The 17,821-nt window shown below is 71.6% G+C and carries 17 protein-coding genes and 1 tRNA gene; 14 read left to right on the plus strand and 4 right to left on the minus strand.

Annotation, left to right across the window (positions count from 1 at the left end; all coding sequences use genetic code 11):
* Positions 1-110: 110 nt before the first annotated feature.
* A complete protein-coding gene (locus ABZ840_RS19355; RefSeq protein WP_361561202.1) occupies positions 111-1,001 on the minus strand; it encodes a hypothetical protein in 891 nt (296 codons plus the stop codon).
* Between the two features lie 131 nt (positions 1,002-1,132).
* On the opposite strand from ABZ840_RS19355, the gene ABZ840_RS19360 reads away from it, so the two are divergent.
* Positions 1,133-2,116 carry a GlxA family transcriptional regulator gene (locus ABZ840_RS19360; RefSeq protein ID WP_361561204.1) on the plus strand — a complete coding sequence of 328 codons (984 nt, stop codon included), beginning with the start codon at positions 1,133-1,135 and terminating at the stop codon, positions 2,114-2,116.
* Positions 2,117-2,130: 14 nt separating this feature from the next.
* Entirely contained in the window at positions 2,131-2,775 is a 645-nt protein-coding gene (locus tag ABZ840_RS19365; protein WP_361561206.1) for a DJ-1/PfpI family protein, read from the plus strand.
* Between the two features lie 89 nt (positions 2,776-2,864).
* Here ABZ840_RS19365 and ABZ840_RS19370 read toward each other — a convergent pair whose 3' ends face one another.
* Positions 2,865-3,614: an enoyl-CoA hydratase/isomerase family protein gene (locus tag ABZ840_RS19370; protein ID WP_361561208.1), complete on the minus strand. Its 750-nt coding sequence runs from the start codon at positions 3,612-3,614 to the stop codon at positions 2,865-2,867.
* A gap of 273 nt (positions 3,615-3,887) precedes the next feature.
* Between ABZ840_RS19370 and ABZ840_RS19375 the strand changes: the two genes are divergently transcribed.
* The 3 genes from ABZ840_RS19375 (at position 3,888) to ABZ840_RS19385 (ending at position 6,468) form a co-directional block, all read left to right on the plus strand.
* Entirely contained in the window at positions 3,888-5,540 is a 1,653-nt protein-coding gene (locus ABZ840_RS19375) for an ABC-F family ATP-binding cassette domain-containing protein (RefSeq protein WP_361561210.1), read from the plus strand.
* A gap of 72 nt (positions 5,541-5,612) precedes the next feature.
* Positions 5,613-5,686: transfer RNA gene (locus ABZ840_RS19380), tRNA-Met, on the plus strand.
* A 284-nt stretch (positions 5,687-5,970) separates the two neighbouring features.
* Positions 5,971-6,468, plus strand: coding sequence for an ATP-binding protein (locus tag ABZ840_RS19385; protein ID WP_361561435.1), 498 nt, complete (start codon positions 5,971-5,973; stop codon positions 6,466-6,468).
* On the opposite strand, the gene idi is transcribed toward ABZ840_RS19385, so the two are convergent.
* The gene (idi, locus tag ABZ840_RS19390; RefSeq protein ID WP_361561212.1) at positions 6,443-7,054 is read right to left on the minus strand and encodes an isopentenyl-diphosphate Delta-isomerase; all 612 of its coding nucleotides are present in this window, start codon (positions 7,052-7,054) and stop codon (positions 6,443-6,445) included. The two genes, ABZ840_RS19385 and idi, sit on opposite strands and share 26 nt — an antisense overlap.
* Positions 7,055-7,179: 125 nt before the next feature.
* Positions 7,180-8,190, minus strand: a complete 1,011-nt coding sequence (galE, locus tag ABZ840_RS19395; RefSeq protein WP_361561214.1) for a UDP-glucose 4-epimerase GalE — start codon at positions 8,188-8,190, stop codon at positions 7,180-7,182.
* A 255-nt stretch (positions 8,191-8,445) separates the two neighbouring features.
* Between galE and ABZ840_RS19400 the strand changes: the two genes are divergently transcribed.
* From ABZ840_RS19400 to hpnD, 9 genes are all read left to right on the plus strand, one after another.
* Positions 8,446-10,266 carry a DUF5941 domain-containing protein gene (locus ABZ840_RS19400; protein WP_361561436.1) on the plus strand — a complete coding sequence of 607 codons (1,821 nt, stop codon included), beginning with the start codon at positions 8,446-8,448 and terminating at the stop codon, positions 10,264-10,266.
* Complete coding sequence (locus ABZ840_RS19405; protein ID WP_052866632.1) at positions 10,263-11,000, plus strand: phosphocholine cytidylyltransferase family protein; 738 nt, start codon at positions 10,263-10,265, stop codon at positions 10,998-11,000. Before ABZ840_RS19400 ends, ABZ840_RS19405 begins: the two co-directional genes overlap by 4 nt.
* A complete protein-coding gene (locus ABZ840_RS19410; RefSeq protein WP_361561216.1) occupies positions 10,988-12,052 on the plus strand; it encodes an iron-containing alcohol dehydrogenase family protein in 1,065 nt (354 codons plus the stop codon). Before ABZ840_RS19405 ends, ABZ840_RS19410 begins: the two co-directional genes overlap by 13 nt.
* Entirely contained in the window at positions 12,030-12,809 is a 780-nt protein-coding gene (locus ABZ840_RS19415; protein WP_361561218.1) for a CDP-alcohol phosphatidyltransferase family protein, read from the plus strand. Before ABZ840_RS19410 ends, ABZ840_RS19415 begins: the two co-directional genes overlap by 23 nt.
* Before the next feature lie 17 nt (positions 12,810-12,826).
* Positions 12,827-13,699, plus strand: a complete 873-nt coding sequence (locus ABZ840_RS19420) for a glycosyltransferase (protein WP_361561437.1) — start codon at positions 12,827-12,829, stop codon at positions 13,697-13,699.
* 87 nt (positions 13,700-13,786) lie between these two features.
* On the plus strand, positions 13,787-14,716 hold the full coding sequence (locus ABZ840_RS19425) for an ABC transporter permease (protein WP_361561220.1): 930 nt from the start codon (positions 13,787-13,789) through the stop codon (positions 14,714-14,716).
* Between the two features lie 16 nt (positions 14,717-14,732).
* Positions 14,733-15,530 (plus strand): ABC transporter ATP-binding protein, encoded by a 798-nt coding sequence (locus ABZ840_RS19430; protein ID WP_361561438.1) that lies wholly within the window; start codon positions 14,733-14,735, stop codon positions 15,528-15,530.
* Positions 15,531-15,919: 389 nt separating this feature from the next.
* On the plus strand, positions 15,920-16,807 hold the full coding sequence (gene hpnC, locus ABZ840_RS19435) for a squalene synthase HpnC (protein WP_361561222.1): 888 nt from the start codon (positions 15,920-15,922) through the stop codon (positions 16,805-16,807).
* An 8-nt stretch (positions 16,808-16,815) separates the two neighbouring features.
* Positions 16,816-17,757 carry a presqualene diphosphate synthase HpnD gene (gene hpnD / locus ABZ840_RS19440; RefSeq protein ID WP_361561224.1) on the plus strand — a complete coding sequence of 314 codons (942 nt, stop codon included), beginning with the start codon at positions 16,816-16,818 and terminating at the stop codon, positions 17,755-17,757.
* Positions 17,758-17,821: the final 64 nt, after the last annotated feature.

Below are 17,821 nucleotides of genomic sequence, written 5' to 3' on the forward strand. Positions count from 1 at the left end.
GGTCGCGGTCCGGCCTGTCGCGTGACCCGGGCAGGAGTACACAGGTGTGACAAGAGGCACGGCAGCGGGGCGGGCCGCCGGACGCCCGGCGGCCCGCCCCGAAGGCCGGCTCAGCCCTGGCCGAACAGATCGGCGGGGAAAGCCCCGTTGCCGACCGCGGTGGTGGTGAACTTCGTGGCCAGCTCCGTCAGCCGGGCCACGCCCTCCGCCCCGAGGTGCTCGTACGGCGCCGCGTCCAGACGGTCGGTGGTGTCCTCCAGGTCGGCGCGGAGCTGCGTACCGGCCTCGGTCAGGCCGTACTCGGCGTCCAGGAGGCCGCGGTCGCGCAGCGCGTCGCGCGCCCCCTGCCACTCCTCGGCCGACCAGCCGCGGGTCGCCAGAATCCACTTCGTGCTCATCCCGCGGCCGCTGGCGGTGTGCGAGGCGAGCGCCTCCAGGGGGCCCAGGCCGGCGTCTGCGAGCGCGATGAGGTGGCCGTCACCGCGGTGCTCGCGCAGCAGCGTCGCGGCGTGCCAGTACGCCAGGTGCGGCGCCTCGGGCACCGGGAGGTCGGCGTGGGCGGCGTACAGCGGCCGGGCGTGGCGGACGCAGGCCTCGGCGGCGCGGAGCGCGAGCCGGGCCGCCTCGGCCATCTCGTCGGACTCCGCCAGCTCGTCGCCCAGCAGCCGCCGGAGCGTGCTGTCGGCGGCGCGCAGCCGTGCGTCGAGCACCTGCTGCGGCGTGACGACCGACCAGGCCTCCGGGATGTGCCGGGCGATCAGCTCGTACTTGAAGTTGTAGAACGTCGCGGCGATGACGCCGGGGCCCACCGGGCCCATGGCGGCGGCCCGGCCGAGGAAGTAGGCGGCGCTGCGGTCCTCGATGCCGAGCTTCGCCATCTCGGCGGGGAAGTCCGGGGCGAAGTAGACGGTGGAGTGCAGCGGGTTGACGACGTTGTGACAGCGTCGTCCGGCGCGGTCGGGCAGCGCGGAGTGGTCCTGCGAGGAAGCCGTGGTGGTCATGGCAGCACGTTACCGACCCGTCGGTATGCCGGGTAGCCCGGGGCGGGCGGACGGCTGGACCGGCCGTCCGTGGCAGAAAAGGTGGGAAATACGTCCTTGCCGCCCTCGCGCACTGCGCCCACGATGGGGCCATGCCACCGCACGACGTACTGGCCGTCCTGTTCGACGGCGTCCAGAGCCTGGACGTCACCGGCCCCCTGGAGGTCTTCACGGGCGCCGGCCACTGTGTGCCCGGCGCCTACCGGGTCCGTACCGCCACGTTCGACGGCACCCCGGTACGCACCTCCAGCGGCCTGCGGATCACGCCCGACCTGGCGCTGTCCGACGCGGCACCCCCGGACACCCTCCTGGTGCCCGGCGGGCAGGGCACGAGGGACCCCGACCCGCGTCTCGTCGACTGGCTGCGTACTCATGCGCAGCGGGCCGGCCGCAAGGTCTCGGTCTGCACGGGCGCTTTCCTGCTGGCCGCCGCCGGCCTGCTGGACGGCCGCCGCGCCACCACGCACTGGGCGATGTGCGACACGCTGGCCGGCCGCTTCCCCGGCGTCGACGTCGACCCCGAGCCGATCTTCATCCGGGACGGCGACGTGGCCACCTCGGCCGGCGTCACCGCCGGCATCGACCTCGCGCTGGCCCTCGTGGAGGAGGACCACGGCCGGGACGTGGCACTGACCGTCGCCCGCCACCTCGTCGTCTTCCTGCGCCGCCCCGGCAACCAGACGCAGTTCAGCGCCCAGCTCGCCGCGCAGACCGCGGAGCGCCCGCCGCTGCGCGAGGTCCAGCACTGGATCACCGAGCACCCGGCCGCCGACCTGTCCGTCGAGGCGCTCGCGGCCCGCTCCGGGCTCTCACCACGCCACTTCGCGCGGGCATTCCGCGACGAAGTCGGCATGACGCCAGGTCGCTATGTCGACAGAGTCCGGCTGGAGGCCGCACGCCGGCTCCTGGAGGACACCACCGACGGCGTCGAACGCGTCGCGCGCCGCTGCGGATACGGCACCCCCGAAGCCATGCGCCGCGCCTTCCTGCGCGCCCTCGGCACCGGCCCGGCGGAGTACCGGCGCCGGTACCGCCCGCACCACCCGGCGGCCCCTCAGCCGTCGGCCGCACGCTGACGAAAGGGCACCTCGTGCAGATCGCGATCCTCCTCTACGACCGCTTCACCGCCCTGGACGCCGTCGGGCCGTACGACACGCTCGGGCGGCTGCCCGGCGCGGAGACGGTCTTCGTGGCCGAGCGCACGGGCCCCGTACGCAACGACAGCCACGGCCTCGCGATGGTCGCCGACGCGACCCTGGAAGAGGTCACCGCGCCCGACATCCTGGTCGTGCCCGGCGGCCCCGGACAGAGCGACCTGATGACCGACGGCCCGCTCCACGAGTGGCTGCGCGCCGTCGACACCGCCACCACCTGGACCACCTCCGTGTGCACCGGCTCGCTGCTGCTGGCCGCCGCCGGGCTCCTGGAGGGGCGCCGCGCCACCTCCCACTGGCTCGCGCTGGACCAGCTCAAGGAGTACGGAGCGGAGCCCACGGGGGAGCGGGTCGTCCTCGACGGCAAGTACGTCACGGCGGCCGGCGTCTCCTCGGGCATCGACATGGGCCTGACCCTCCTGGGCCGGCTTCAGGGCGACACCCTCGCGCAGACCGTGCAGCTCGCCGTCGAGTACGACCCGCAGCCGCCGTACGACAGCGGCTCGCCGGAGAAGGCGCCGGCAGAGGTCGTGGCGGCGCTGCGCGACCGCAGCCGGTTCATCCTGAAGGGCTCGGCCTGACACGGACGCCCCGGCGGACACGTTCCGCCGGGGCGCTGTCAGTGGTGCGGTCTACGGTTGCCTCATGATTCCGATGCGGGCCGGGTGGCTCACACCGTCCACTCGAAGCGCGGTGCCCGGCGCTCCAGGAAGGCGGCGACGCCCTCCGCCGTGTCGCCGCTGCCGCGCGCCTGCTCCTCCCAGTACGCGTCCCGCTCCGCGTCCGCCGGCCCGTCCGCGAACTCCTTCGCCGCCGCCTGGGTCAGCTGCGACCGGCTCGCCAGCACCGCCGAGAAGTCCGCGACCCGCTTGTCCAGCTCACCCTCCGGCAGTACCTCGTCCACCAGACCGGACCGCAGCGCCCGCGCGCAGTCGATCAACTCGCCGGAGAAGAGGAGGTACTTGGCGGTCGCCGGGCCCACGAGGCGTACGAGCCGCCGGGTGGAGGCGGCCGGGTAGACGATCCCCAGCTTCGCCGGGGTGATGCCGAAGAGCGCGCCCTCCTCGGCGAACCGCAGGTCACAGGCGGCGGCGAGCTGGCTGCCGCCGCCCACGCAGTAGCCGCGGACCGCGGCCAGCGACGGCTTGGGGAAGGCGGCGAGCGCCTCCTCGGCGGCCTGCGCGAGCCCGCGGTTCTCGTCCCCCGACTCGCGCAGCGACCCGATGTCGGCCCCCGCGCAGAACGTGTTGCCCTCGCCGGTCAGCACCAGTACACGGACGGACCGGTCCTCGGCCAGCCGCGCCACCAGCTCCGGCACCGCCCGCCACATGTCGGCCGTCATGGCGTTCCGCTTGGCGGGATTGCTGATCGTGACGGTCGCGGTGCCGCCGCTGACACGCGTGCTGAGCCCTGGGTTCATGCTGCGGATCGTAGAGCCGGCGCCCGGCCCGCGTCCCACAGGAGAGACTGCGATCACAGCGTCGCGGCACGTGGGAAGGCCCGCACGCCCGAACCCCCGGGCGTACGCGGCTCCGTGGACCCGCGAGCGCAGGCCGGAGCCACACGAGCGCCGGGCCGATACCCACGTGCGCAGGGCTGATGCCCACAAGTGGCGTGGCTGGCGCCCGCGTGCACAGGGCCGCAGGAAATGCCGCGCCTGTTCGGTGGCGGCGCGGCTACGATCGGCGGTCTGATGTCTGCCACTCTCGTCGCCAAGAATCTCGCCGCCGGTCACGGTGACCGCACCCTGTTCTCCGGGCTCGACCTCGTCGTCGCGCCGGGGGAGGTGATCGGGCTGGTCGGTGCCAATGGCGCGGGCAAGTCCACGCTGCTGCGGCTGTTCGCCGGGCTGGACACCCCGCAGGAGGGCGAGCTGCGGCTGAGCCCCGCCACCGCCACCGTCGGCCACCTCCCGCAGGAACCCGAGCGCCGGGCCGGGGAGTCGGTCCGCGACTTCCTCGCCCGCCGCACCGGCGTCGCCGCCGCCCAGCTCGCCCTGGACGAGGCGACCCAGGCGCTGGTCGAGGAGAAGCCGGGCGCCGACGACGCGTACGCCGTCGCCCTGGAGCGCTGGCTCGCGCTCGGCGCCGCCGACCTGGACGAGCGGGCCGAGGAGACCGCCGCCCAGCTGGGCCTGGCGGTCGGCCTGGACCAGCCGATGACCTCCCTCTCGGGCGGCCAGGCAGCCCGCGCCTCGCTCGCCTCCCTCCTCCTCTCCCGGTACGACGTCTTCCTCCTGGACGAGCCGACCAACGACCTGGACCTGGAGGGCCTGGACCGGCTGGAGCGGTTCGTCACCGGGCTCCGGGCCGGCACCGTCCTGGTCAGCCACGACCGCGAGTTCCTGACCCGCACGGTCGACCGGGTGGTGGAGCTGGACCTCGCGCAGCAGCAGGTCAATGCCTTCGGCGGCGGGTACACGGCGTATCTGGAGGAGCGCGAGCGGGCCCGGCGGCACGCCCGCGAGGAGTACGAGGAGTACGCCGAGACCAAGGCCTCCCTCGAAGCGCGCGCCCACCTCCAGCGCAACTGGATGGAGAAGGGCGTCAAGAACGCCCGCCGCAAGGCTCCCGACAACGACAAGATCGCCCGCAAGGGCCGGGTGGAGGCCACCGAGAAGCAGGCGGCGAAGGCCAAGCAGACCCAGCGCCTGATCGACCGGCTGGACGTCGTCGAGGAGCCGCGCAAGGAGTGGGAGCTGCGCATGGAGATCGCGGCGGCGCCGCGCTCCGGCGCCGTGGTCGCCACGCTGCGCGGCGCGCGCCTGGCCCGCGGGGACTTCCGCTTCGGCCCGGTGGACCTGCAGATCGACTGGGCGGACCGGGTCGCGATCACCGGCCCGAACGGCTCCGGCAAGTCCACCCTCCTCGGCGCGCTGCTCGGCCGGCTGCCGCTCGACGACGGGGACGCGTACCTCGGGCCCGGCGTGGTCGTCGGGGAGATCGAGCAGGCCCGCGGCCAGCTCTTCCAGCACCCGGGCGCGGCCGGCGAACCGCTCGTGGACGCGTTCCGGCGTTCCGTCCCCGAGATGGCGCCGGCGGACGTGCGGACGCTGCTGGCGAAGTTCGGGCTGAAGGCCGGGCACGTACTGCGCCCGGTGGCCACGCTCTCGCCGGGGGAGCGGACCCGGGCGGCGCTCGCGCTCCTGCAGGGCCGCGGCGTGAACCTCCTCGTCCTGGACGAGCCGACCAACCACCTCGACCTGCCCGCGATCGAGCAGCTGGAGTCCGCGCTCGCGTCGTACAACGGCACGCTGCTGCTGGTCAGCCATGACCGCCGGCTGCTGGAGGCGGTGCACACCACGCGGCGCATCGAGGTCGCGGACGGCCGGGTCGCGGAGCGCTGACGGGTAGCCGCCGGTCCGGTCGGTAATGGATTTGGCCCTGCCGGACGGAACCCGTAAGGTGGTGTTCACCGACGCGGGGTGGAGCAGCTCGGTAGCTCGCTGGGCTCATAACCCAGAGGTCGCAGGTTCAAATCCTGTCCCCGCTACTCGCGCAACAGTGCGTACCGAAGGCCCCTTCCTCTCAGGGAGGGGCCTTCGGCGTGCGTGCGGCCGGTTTCCCCGAGCCGGCGCTCCGGCCGGTCCGGGCGAAGCGGGAGAAACGGAGAAACGCATCTCTTCCTGGCAGTTCTTCAAACAGGAACAAAAGGGTCAGGGTCGATCTCCCGGATGATCGACACGTAGAAATGCGTTCAAAAACTGTCGATAAGTGCTGACTTTTTGTCAGCAGGCCAGCCCGGACGGTGGGATTCCCAACACTCGAAGGGTGAGGATGCCTTCCGGACCCCCAGCCGAACCTCCCGAGGAGTTGACGGCCCCGCTCGCGTACGAAGGTGTCTGGAGGTTCACCGCTCCGGCACTGGAGTCCTCGGTGCCACAGGCGCGGCACGCGGTACGGGATCTCCTCGGCGACCAGCGCGTGCCCGCGGGGCCCGACATCGTGGACGGCCTGCTGCTGATCACTTCCGAGCTGGTCACCAACGCGGTGCAGCACGCAGCCCTGCTCTCCCCGCAGATCGACATCGAGCTGGCGATCGGCGCGGACTGGGTACGGATCGCCGTCGAGGACAACCACCCGTACCGGCCCAAGGCGATGGAGGCCGACGAGGAAGACGTCGGCGGCCGTGGCCTCTGGCTGATCAAGATGCTCACCGCCGAGGCCGGCGGAAAGTGCGGGGTGGAGCACACGGCGAGCGGCGGCAAGGTCGTCTGGGCCGAGCTGCCGCTCGCCGAGGTGCCCACGCCTACCAGCCCGCCGACGTCCCTGTGAGCTCACGGATCGCCGGACGCGCCGCGTCCAGGACGGTCATGAACCACACCGAGAACGGGGCCTCGGCATGGCGCCGGGTCAGCTCGGCCGGCGTCACGAAGGCGTACTCGCCGACCTCCTCGGGGTCCGGCTGCGGGGTGTCCCGGACCAGGCCCACGAAGAGGTGGTTGTACTCCTGCTCGACCAGCCCGGACTCCGGGTCCGGGTGGTTGTAGCGCACGGTGCCGGCCTCACCGAGGAGCGACGGGGCGACACCCAGCTCCTCGGCGGTACGCCGGGCGGCTGCCGCGAACGGCTTCTCGTCCGGGTACGGATGGCCGCAGGCGGTGTTGGACCACACACCGGGGGAGTGGTACTTCCCCAGCGCGCGGCGCTGCAGCAGCAGCCGCCCCTGCTCGTCGAAGAGGAACACGGAGAACGCGCGGTGCAGCTGCCCGGGTGCCTGATGCGCGGCGAGCTTCTCCGCCGTACCGATCGTTCTACCGTCCTCGTCCACCAGCTCCAGCATGATCGGCTCCGCGGCCGTGTCCGGCGCGGCCACCGCCGCGGTTCCGGAAGTCTGTCCGTTGGCAGGTGTGATCGGCATGCCCATCCTTCTCGGTCGGTCCTCGATGTTCAGTCTGCCCTAGTAGCGCCCGTATCAGTGGCACAGTGCCGCACCGTGTGCGGCGTGGCAGAACAGGCGGCGCGCAGCAGCCGTTACGCGCCGTCTCAAGCCGACCGTGCGCCCTCCTCAGCGGCCCCACGAGCCTCCGGATGGTGGCGGCACCAGCCCTCCCAGGCCGAGCCGACCATCGCGTCGATGCCGTGCCGGGCGCGCCAGCCCAGCTCCCTGGTCGCCCGCTCGCACGAGGCGACCACCCGTGCCGGGTCACCGGCCCGCCGCGCCTCGACGACGGGCGTCAGGTCATGGCGGCCGCTGACCCCGAGCACCAGGTCGGCCATTTCCCGTACGGAGACGCCCTGGCCGGTGCCGACGTTGAGCGTGAGGTCCTTCGGGCTGTCGAGGTCTGTGAGCCGGCGGGCCGCGGCGAGGTGCGCCTCGGCCAGATCCTCGACGTGGATGTAGTCCCGGACGCAGGTGCCGTCGGGGGTGTCGTAGTCGTCGCCGAAGATCCGCGGCGGCTCCCCGGCGGTCACCTTCTCGAACATCATCGGAATGATGTTGAAGACCCCGACGTCCGCCAGTTCCGGCGCCGCCGCACCCGCCACGTTGAAGTAACGCAGGCAGGCGGTCGCGATGCCGTGCGCCCGGCCCGCGGCGCGCACCAGCCACTCGCCCGCGAGCTTGGTCTCGCCGTAGGGATTCATCGGCGTGCACGGGGTGTCCTCGGTGACGAGGTCGACGTCCGGCATGCCGTACACCGCCGCCGACGAGGAGAGGACGAAGCGGCGCACGCCGGCCGCGGCCACCGCCTCCAGCAGCACGGTCAGCCCGTGCACGTTCTCCCTGTAGTACGTCAGCGGCTGCTCCACCGACTCGCCGACCTGCTTCTTCGCGGCGAGGTGGATGACGCCGGTCACGCCGTGCTCCGCGAGCGTGGCGTCCACCACGTCACGGTCCTGTACCGAAGCGCGCACCAGAGGCACCCCGGCGGGCAGCCGGGCGGGGTATCCACTGGAGACGTCGTCGAGCACGACGACCTGCTCGCCCGCCGCCACCATGGCCCTCGCCACATGCGCGCCGATATAACCCGTCCCACCTGTGATCAGCCATGTCATAACCGGCACCCTAACCAGCGCCGCAGTTGTTCATCGACGGCAAGATCCACCATGATGATCGCGGCAGACGCCGCCGCCGGTCGGCCACCGGGCGGTGAATGCGTGGTGAACGGCCGCATCCGGCGATCCGCTAACCTCTGCCGACGTGCCACCGACCCCTCCGGGGCCCGAGGTGTGCCACGACTGCTGCCCGGGTAGTTCGTACCGAATGCGGACCGGCCGGCGGCCTTGCCAGCATTCAGGGAGTGAATTCGTCTGTCGACCGCAATCCTCACCGGTGCGCCGGTCGCCGGGTCGCCGCTCGAGGGCGACCTGCGCGAGCTGGGCTTCGACGTCCGCAGCGCGGCCGACGCCGCCGATGCGGCCCGGCTGCTGGCCGAGGTCCCCGCAGGCCGCCGGGTCGCGCTGGTCGACGCCCGGTTCGTCGGCCACCTGCACAGCCTGCGCCTGGCCCTGACCGACCCCCGCTTCCCGGCCGCGGCGGTCACCGGCGCGCTCACGGCGCAGCCCGAGGCGCGCGCCGCGCTCACCCGCGCGCTCGCCACGGCGGACTCCGCCGACGGGCTCCCGGACGCCGTCGCCACGGCGCTCGACGCCGAGGGCGTATCGGTGCACCACCCCGAGCTCGGCTCGCTGGTCGCCTCCGTACCCTCCGGCGCACAGCAGCGTCACGAGGCGCGGGCGGCCGTGAGCGCCGTGGACGACGAGGCCGTACGGCTGCGGACCGCCGTGAAGTCCCGCGACGGGTTCTTCACCACGTACTGCATCAGCCCGTACTCCAAGTACATCGCCCGCTGGTGCGCGCGGCGCGGCCTCACCCCGAACCAGGTCACCACCGCGTCCCTGCTCACCGCGCTGATCGCGGCGGGCTGCGCGGCCACCGGCACCCGCGGCGGCTTCATCGCCGCCGGGCTGCTCCTCCTCTTCTCCTTCGTCCTGGACTGCACGGACGGGCAGCTCGCCCGCTACTCCCTGCAGTACTCGACGATGGGCGCCTGGCTCGACGCGACGTTCGACCGTGCCAAGGAGTACGCGTACTACGCGGGCCTGGCGCTCGGCGCGGCCCGCGGCGGGGACGACGTCTGGGCCCTCGCGCTCGGTGCCATGGTGCTGCAGACGGTCCGGCATGTCGTGGACTTCTCCTTCAACGAGGCGAACCACGACGCCACCGCCAACACCAGTCCCACCGCGGCCCTCTCCGACAAGCTCGACAGCGTCGGCTGGACGGTCTGGGCCCGCCGGATGATCGTGCTGCCGATCGGTGAGCGCTGGGCCCTGATCGCGGTCCTCACCGCCTGCACCACGCCCCGCATCGTCTTCTGGGTGCTGCTCGTCGGCTGCGCGCTGGCCGCCTGCTACACCACGGCGGGCCGCGTACTGCGCTCGCTGACCCGCAGGGCGAGCGAAGCGATGGGGGCACCTCCCAGCGGTAGCTGGGGGAGTACCGACCGCGCCGCGCAGGCGCTCGCCGACCTCGGCGACTCCGGGCCGCTCGCGGAGGGCTTCGCGGCCGCCTTCAAGGGCGCGGCCCGCAAGCTCCCCGGCTTCGCGGCCCCCGTGATCGCCGCCGCCGGCGCCGCTGTGATGATCGCCACCGCCGCGTTCGCCGGCTGGGGCAGCCCCTGGGTCTGCGTGGCCGCGCTCGGCTACGCCGTACTCTCCGGACTTGCCGTCGCCCGCCCCCTCAAGGGCGCGCTCGACTGGCTCGTGCCGCCGCTCTTCCGCATCGGCGAATACGTCGCGATTCTGGTGATTGCGGCCCGCTCCGAGGTGAACGGAGCGTTGCCGGCGGCATTCGGGCTGGTGGCCGCGGTCGCCTACCATCACTACGACACGGTGTACCGCATCCGCGGCGGCAGCGGCGCGCCCCCGCGCGCCCTGGTGCGGGCGACCGGCGGGCACGAGGGCCGCGCCCTCGTGGTCACCATCGCCGCGGCCGCACTGCCCATCTCAGGTTTCACAATCGCGCTCACGGTCCTTGCGGGGGCCCTGGCGCTGCTGGTGCTCACCGAGAGCATCCGCTTCTGGGTGTCCTCCCATGCACCCGCCGTACACGACGAAGGAGAACCCGCATGATCGGCCTCGTGCTGGCGGCCGGCGCCGGACGGCGTCTGCGTCCCTACACCGACACCCTCCCCAAGGCCCTGGTGCCGGTCGACGGCGACACGACCATCCTCGACCTCACCCTCGGCAACTTCGCCGAGATCGGCCTGACCGAGGTCGGGATCATCGTCGGCTACCGCAAGGAGGCCGTGTACGAGCGCAAGGAGGCCCTGGAGCAGAAGTACGGCCTCAAGCTCACGCTGATCGACAACGACAAGGCCGAGGAGTGGAACAACGCCTACTCCCTCTGGTGCGGTCGTGACGCGATCAAGCACGACGTGATCCTCGCCAACGGCGACACCGTGCACCCGGTCTCCGTCGAGAAGACCCTGCTCGCCGCGCGCGGCGACGGCAAGAAGATCATCCTCGCGCTGGACACGGTCAAGGACCTGGCCGACGAGGAGATGAAGGTCGTCGTCGACCCCGACAAGGGCATGACGAAGATCACCAAGCTGATGGACCCGGCCGAGGCCACCGGTGAGTACATCGGCGTCACCCTCATCGAGGGCGAGGCCGCCGACGAGCTGGCCGACGCGCTGAAGACCGTCTTCGAGGCGGACCCGCAGCAGTTCTACGAGCACGGCTACCAGGAGCTCGTGAACCGCGGCTTCCGGATCGACGTGGCCCCGATCGGCGATGTCAAGTGGGTCGAGATCGACAACCACGACGACCTCGCGAAGGGCCGTGAAATCGCATGCCAGTACTGACGAGGCTCATCCCCTCGCCGCTCGTCGTCGACATCCGGCCGGGGGCGCTCAACGACCTGGCCGGTGTCCTGGCGGACCAGAGGATCTCGTCGTCGGGCAAGCTCGCCATCGCCATCAGCGGCGGCTCCGGCTCCGTGCTGCGTGAGCGGCTCGCGCCGGCGCTGCCCAGCGCCGAGTGGTTCGAGGTGGGGGGTGGCACGCTCGACGACGCCATCAAGCTCGCCGACGCCATGAAGAAGCGGGGCCGCTTCGACGCGGTCGTGGGCCTCGGCGGCGGCAAGATCATCGACTGCGCCAAGTTCGCCGCGGCGCGAGTGGGCCTGCCGCTGGTCGCCGTCGCGACGAACCTGTCGCACGACGGCCTCTGCTCGCCCGTCGCGACGCTGGACAACGACGCGGGCCGCGGCTCGTACGGCGTGCCGAACCCCATCGCGGTGGTCATCGACCTCGATGTGATCCGCGAGGCACCGGTCCGCTTCGTCCGCTCCGGCATCGGCGACGCCCTGTCCAACATCTCCGCGATCCGGGACTGGGAGCTCGCGGCCCGCGAGCGCGGCGAGGACATCGACGGGCTCGCGGCGGCCATGGCGCGCCAGGCCGGCGAGGCCGTACTGCGCCACCCCGGTGGCGTCGGCGACGACGGCTTCCTGCAGGTGCTCGCCGAGGGCCTGGTCCTCACCGGTATCGCGATGTCCGTGTCGGGCGACTCCCGCCCGGCGTCCGGCGCCTGCCACGAGATCAACCACGCCTTCGACCTCCTCTTCCCCAAGCGCGCGGCCAGCCACGGCGAGCAGTGCGGCCTGGGTGCGGCCTTCGCGATGCATCTGCGCGGGGCCCACGAGGAGTCGGTGTTCATGGCAGAGGTTCTCCGCCGTCACGGCCTGCCGGTCCTGCCGGAGGAGATCGGCTTCACCGTGGACGAGTTCGTGCAGGTCGTGGAGTACGCCCCGCAGACGCGACCCGGGCGCTACACGATCCTCGAACACCTCAACCTGAAATCCGACCAGATCAAGGACGCATACCTCGACTATGCCAAGGCCATCGGTAGCTGAACTCCGGCCCGTCGTTCACCCCGCAGGGGTGAAGGACCGCCGCAGCGGTGAGCACTGGGCGGGCCGCCTGTACATGCGAGAGATCTCGCTGCGCTGCGACCGCTACCTGGTGAACACCAGGATCACGCCCAACCAGCTGACCTACCTGATGACCGTCTTCGGCGTGCTCGCGGCCCCGGCACTCCTGGTGCCGGGGATCGCGGGCGCCGTCCTCGGCGTCGTCGCGGTCCAGCTCTATCTGCTGCTCGACTGCGTCGACGGCGAGATCGCCCGCTGGCGTGAGCAGTACTCGCTGGGCGGCGTGTACCTGGACCGGGTCGGCGCCTACCTGACCGACGCCGCCGTGCTGGTCGGCTTCGGTCTGCGCGCCGCCGACCTGTGGGGCTCCGGGCGGATCGACTGGCTGTGGGCGTTCCTCGGCACCCTCGCCGCGGTCGGCGCGATCATGATCAAGGCGGAGACGGACCTCGTCGGCGTCGCCCGCCACCAGACCGGGAAGCCGCCGGTCCAGGAGTCGGCGTCCGTGCCGCGCTCGTCCGGCATGGCGCTGGCCCGCAAGGCAGCGGCCGCGCTCCAGTTCCACCGGCTGATCCTCGGGATCGAGGCGTCGCTGCTGATCCTGGTCCTGGCGGTCCTCGACACGATCCGCGGAGACCTGTTCTTCTCGCGGCTCGGCGTCGCGGTGCTGGCCGGTATCGCGCTCCTCCAGACGTTGCTGCACCTCGTTTCCATCATGGCTTCAAGCAGGCTCAAGTGACTCAGACTCCCCAGAACCTGAAGCTCGGCGCGGTCGTCCTCACCATGGGCAACCGCCCCGAGGAGCTGCGCGCGCTCCTCGACTCCGTCGCCAAGCAGAACGGCGACGCGGTCGAGGTCGTGGTCGTCGGCAACGGCTCGCCGCTGCCGGAGCTGCCCGAGGGCGTACGGACCGTGGAGCTGCCGGAGAACGTCGGCATCCCGGCGGGCCGGAACGTCGGGATCGAGGCCTTCGGGCCCGGCGGGTCGGAGAAGGACGTCCTGCTCTTCCTCGACGACGACGGCCTGCTCGCCACCATGGACACGGCCGAGCTGTGCCGCGAGGCGTTCGCCCACGACCCGGAGCTCGGCATCATCAGCTTCCGCATCGCGGACCCGGACACCGGGGAGACCCAGCGCCGCCACGTACCGCGGCTGCGCGCGTCCGATCCGATGCGCTCCTCCCGCGTCACGACCTTCCTCGGCGGCGCGAACGCGGTCCGCACGAAGGTCTTCGACGAGGTCGGCGGGCTGCCCGACGACTTCTTCTACGCCCACGAGGAGACCGACCTCGCCTGGCGGGCCCTGGACGCGGGCTGGATGATCGACTACCGCTCCGACATGGTCCTGCTGCACCCGACCATGGCGCCCACCCGGCACGCCGTGTACCACCGGATGGTGGCGCGCAATCGGGTGTGGCTGGCGCGCCGGAACCTGCCCGCCCCGCTGGTACCGGTGTACCTCGGGGTATGGCTGCTGCTGACCCTCGCGCGGCGCCCGTCGCTGCCGGGGCTGCGGGCCTGGCTGGGCGGTTTCAAGGAGGGCTGGACCAAGCCGTGCGGCCCCAGGCGCCCCATGAAGTGGCGTACCGTGTGGCGCCTGACCCGACTGGGCCGGCCTCCGGTCATCTGACAAGCTCGGGGCGAGAGCAGCATCCGGCGCTGCCCGGGGTACCCACCTCACTCCGGGAAGCGCCCCTTGAGGACGAGAGTGTCAACTGTGAGCGAGACCAGGCACGACAGTGCGGTCGCCGTGAATGCCCAGCGGGCCCCGGAAGAGGGGCTCACGCCGGTGCGGCTGGCCCAGAAGTACGGGCTGACGCAGAGCGGCGCCCGGCCGAGCCTGCCGGGGTACGTGCGGCAGCTGTGGCAGCGGCGCCACTTCATCGCGGCGTTCTCCAGCGCCAAGCTGACCGCCCAGTACAGCCAGGCCAAGCTGGGCCAGCTGTGGCAGGTGGCCACGCCGCTGCTGAACGCGCTGGTCTACTACCTGATCTTCGGCCTGCTCCTCGGCACCAGCCGGGGCGTGCCGGACTTCGTGCCGTTCCTGGTCACGGGCGTCTTCATCTTCACGTTCACGCAGAGCTCGGTGCTGGCGGGGACGCGGGCGATCTCGGGCAATCTGGGGCTGGTGCGGGCGCTGCACTTCCCCCGCGCCTGCCTGCCGATCTCGTTCTGTCTGATGCAGCTCAAGCAGCTCATGTTCTCCATGGGCGTGCTCGTGGTGATCCTGCTGGCGTTCGGGCAGGTGCCGGGCTGGTCGTGGCTGCTGGCGATCCCGGCGCTGTGTCTGCAGTTCGTCTTCAACACCGGGCTGGCCATGATCATGGCGCGGCTGGGCAGCAAGACCCCGGACCTGGCGCAGCTGATGCCGTTCATCCTGCGGACGTGGATGTACGCGTCCGGCGTGATGTACAGCATCGACCAGATCATGAAGAGCAAGCACGTTCCGGGCTTCGTGCACTTCCTGCTGGATGTGAATCCGGCCGCGGTCTACATCGACCTGGTGCGCTTCGCGCTGATCGACTCGTTCAAGTACGAGCAGCTGCCGCCGCACGTATGGGCGCTGGCGCTGGGCTGGGCGGTCGTCATGGGCATCGTGGGTTTCGTGTACTTCTGGAAGGCGGAGGAGCGGTACGGCCGTGGCTGAGCAGCAGAGCACCGATCTGGAGCAGCCGGCGGTGGAGGCCACCGCGGCCGCCGAGGAGCGGATTCCCACCGTCATCGCCGATGACCTGCACATCGTCTACCGCGTCTACGGCACGGGTGCGGGCCGGGGCAGTGCCACCGCGGCGCTGAACCGGATCGTGCGCCGCAAGCCCTCCACGGGCGTGCGGGAGGTGCACGCGGTCAAGGGGGTGTCCTTCACCGCCTACCGGGGCGAGTCGATCGGGCTGATCGGCACCAACGGGTCGGGCAAGTCCACCCTGCTCAAGGCGGTGGCCGGACTGCTGCCGGCCGAGCGGGGCCATGTCTACACCCATGGCCAGCCCTCGCTGCTGGGCGTGAACGCGGCGCTGATGAACGACCTGACCGGCGAGCGCAACGTGATCCTGGGCGGCCTGGCCATGGGCATGTCCCGCGACCAGGTCCGCGAGCGGTACCAGAGCATCGTCGACTTCTCCGGCATCAACGAAAAGGGCGACTTCATCTCCCTGCCGATGCGGACCTACTCCTCCGGGATGGCTGCCCGCCTGCGGTTCTCCATCGCCGCGGCCAAGGACCACGACGTCCTGATGATCGACGAGGCCCTCGCCACCGGCGACCGGAAGTTCCAGAAGCGCTCCGAGGCCCGCATCCGGGAGCTGCGCAAGGAGGCCGGTACGGTCTTCCTGGTCAGCCACAACAACAAGTCCATCCGGGACACCTGCGACCGGGTGCTGTGGCTGGAGAAGGGCGAGCTCCTCATGGACGGCCCCACGGACGAAGTGATCAAGGCGTACGAGAAGGAAACGGGCAAGTAGCCCGTACCCCGGCAAGAAGGCCTCCGCGCCCTCTCGGCGCGGGGGCCTTCGTTGCTCATAAGACGGTCAACTCCGGCCACTCCAAGAACAGTTGTCCGCCTGTCGGAGTTGTCCGGATCGTTGCTTCGCGGTTCGGTACCCCCTCGGACGAGTGTGAGATGTACGGCGTAAGCTGTACGGGTGCCGAACGGCACATGTGGTGCAAGTCGGGCAATATGGTCCGACGGCGTCGATAGGCGCCCCGATCGGACAGGTCGCGCAGCTGCGGCGTGTCCGAAATATGCAGTTTAAGCGTGGCGGTGTAGAACGGGAGACGTGACGGCAATGGCTACGGGATCTCTCCGGCTCCGGAACGCGCCGGGCAGCCTCCGGTGAGCCCGGAGCCTGTCGTGCCCGCGCCCGAGCGCGCCGTCCTCGACAAGGCCGCGCACGAGAACTTCCCCGTCGCGCCGTTCTTCCTGCCCCGCGCCTGGCGCGCCGACCTGATGGCGGTCTACGGATTCGCACGCCTGGTCGACGATATCGGTGACGGCGACCTCGCGCCGGGTGGCGCCGATGCCGTGCTGCTCGGCCTCGACCGCGCGCAGGCGGGGGACCGCCTCGCCATGCTCGACGCCCTGGAGGCCGACCTGCGCCGGGTCTACAGCGACCGCGCGCCCGGCCCCCGGCACCCGCTCATGCGCCGCCTCGGCCCGACCGTACGGCGCTGCGATCTGAGCCCTGAGCCGTTCGAGCGCCTGATCGAGGCCAACCGGCAGGACCAGCGCGTCAGCCGCTATCCCGGCTACACGGATCTGCTGGACTACTGCGAACTCTCCGCCAACCCCGTGGGCCGGCTCGTCCTGGGCATCACGGGCACGAGCACGCCCGAGCGCATCCGCCGTTCGGACGCCGTCTGCACCGCCCTCCAGATCGTCGAGCACATCCAGGACGTCGCCGAGGACCTGCGGCGGGACCGGATCTATCTGCCCGCCGAGGACATGAAGCGCTTCGGCGTCTCCGAAACCGACCTGGCCGCTCCGAAGGGGGGCGCACAGGCGCGCGCACTCGTTGCATTCGAGGCGGAACGCGCCCGTGACCTGCTGAATGAAGGTGCCCCGCTGGTGGGTAGCGTCCACGGCAGACTCAAGCTGCTGCTCTCCGGCTTCGTTGCCGGCGGACGCGCTGCCCTTCAGGCGGTGGCTGCCGCCGACCACGACGTCCTCCCTGGACCGCCCAAGCCCAGCAAGCTCGGTCTGCTGCGCGCGGTAGGGGCGACACTGCGAAGAGAGGGGTGAGTCGGACCGTGGAGGCAACCGCACACGCGTCCGCGCCGGTGCTCGCTGCGTACCGCTACTGCGAGGCCGTTACCGGGCAGCAGGCACGAAACTTCGCTTACGGAATCAGGCTGCTGCCCGTCGACAAGCGACAGGCGATGTCGGCGCTGTACGCGTTCTCGCGCCGGGTCGACGACATCGGCGACGGCGCGCTGACGCCTGCCGAGAAGGAGCAGCGGCTCGCGGACACCCGTGGTGTGCTCGCGCGCATAAAGGACGGCGAGGTCGCGGAGGACGACACCGATCCGGTGGCGGTCGCGCTCGCGGACGCGGCGCACCGCTTCCCGCTGCCGCTGGACGGCCTGGACGAGCTGATCGACGGCGTCCTGATGGACGTGCACGGCGAGACGTACGAGACCTGGGACGACCTCAAGGGCTACTGCCGCTGCGTCGCGGGGGCCATCGGCCGGCTCTCGCTGGGCGTGTTCGGCACCGTGCCCGGCGCACTGGAGGCGGATCGCGCCCCGGAGTACGCCGATACGCTCGGGCTCGCCCTGCAGCTGACCAATATTCTCCGGGACGTTCGGGAAGACGCCGACAACGGGCGGACGTACCTGCCCGCCGAGGATCTGGAGAAGTTCGGTTGCGCCGCGGGATTCCACGGTCCCGTGCCGCCCCCGGGCGCGGACTTCACCGGCCTCGTGCACTTCGAAGTACGGCGGGCCCGCGCCCTGTTCGCCGAGGGGTTCCGGCTGCTGCCCATGCTCGACCGGCGCAGCGGCGCCTGCGTCGCCGCGATGGCCGGCATCTACCACCGCCTGCTCCGCCGGATCTCCGACGACCCCGAGGCCGTGCTGCGCGGCCGGGTCTCGCTGCCCGGCCATGAGAAGGCGTTCGTCGCCGTCCGCGGCCTCTCCGGGCTGGACGCGCGGGCGATCGTCCGCCGAGAGGCCGTCAGGAGGCGCGGATGACACCACGAACGAGCCGGTGCGCGCCCGCGCACGTCCGCACCGTACGCGCCCTGGAATCCCGGGC

The sequence above is a fragment of the Streptomyces sp. NPDC047117 genome (assembly GCF_040643545.1).
GTDB lineage: Bacteria > Actinomycetota > Actinomycetes > Streptomycetales > Streptomycetaceae > Streptomyces.

Coding starts and splice junctions, on each gene's coding strand:
- galE (WP_361561214.1), bottom strand. CDS start 8,190: ATGACATGGCTGATCACAGGTGGGACGGGTTATATCGGCGCGCATGTG.
- idi (WP_361561212.1), bottom strand. CDS start 7,054: ATGCCGATCACACCTGCCAACGGACAGACTTCCGGAACCGCGGCGGTG.
- ABZ840_RS19375 (WP_361561210.1), top strand. CDS start 3,888: ATGTCTGCCACTCTCGTCGCCAAGAATCTCGCCGCCGGTCACGGTGAC.
- ABZ840_RS19410 (WP_361561216.1), top strand. CDS start 10,988: ATGCCAGTACTGACGAGGCTCATCCCCTCGCCGCTCGTCGTCGACATC.
- ABZ840_RS19370 (WP_361561208.1), bottom strand. CDS start 3,614: ATGAACCCAGGGCTCAGCACGCGTGTCAGCGGCGGCACCGCGACCGTC.
- ABZ840_RS19385 (WP_361561435.1), top strand. CDS start 5,971: ATGCCTTCCGGACCCCCAGCCGAACCTCCCGAGGAGTTGACGGCCCCG.
- ABZ840_RS19405 (WP_052866632.1), top strand. CDS start 10,263: ATGATCGGCCTCGTGCTGGCGGCCGGCGCCGGACGGCGTCTGCGTCCC.
- ABZ840_RS19415 (WP_361561218.1), top strand. CDS start 12,030: ATGCCAAGGCCATCGGTAGCTGAACTCCGGCCCGTCGTTCACCCCGCA.
- ABZ840_RS19355 (WP_361561202.1), bottom strand. CDS start 1,001: ATGACCACCACGGCTTCCTCGCAGGACCACTCCGCGCTGCCCGACCGC.
- ABZ840_RS19360 (WP_361561204.1), top strand. CDS start 1,133: ATGCCACCGCACGACGTACTGGCCGTCCTGTTCGACGGCGTCCAGAGC.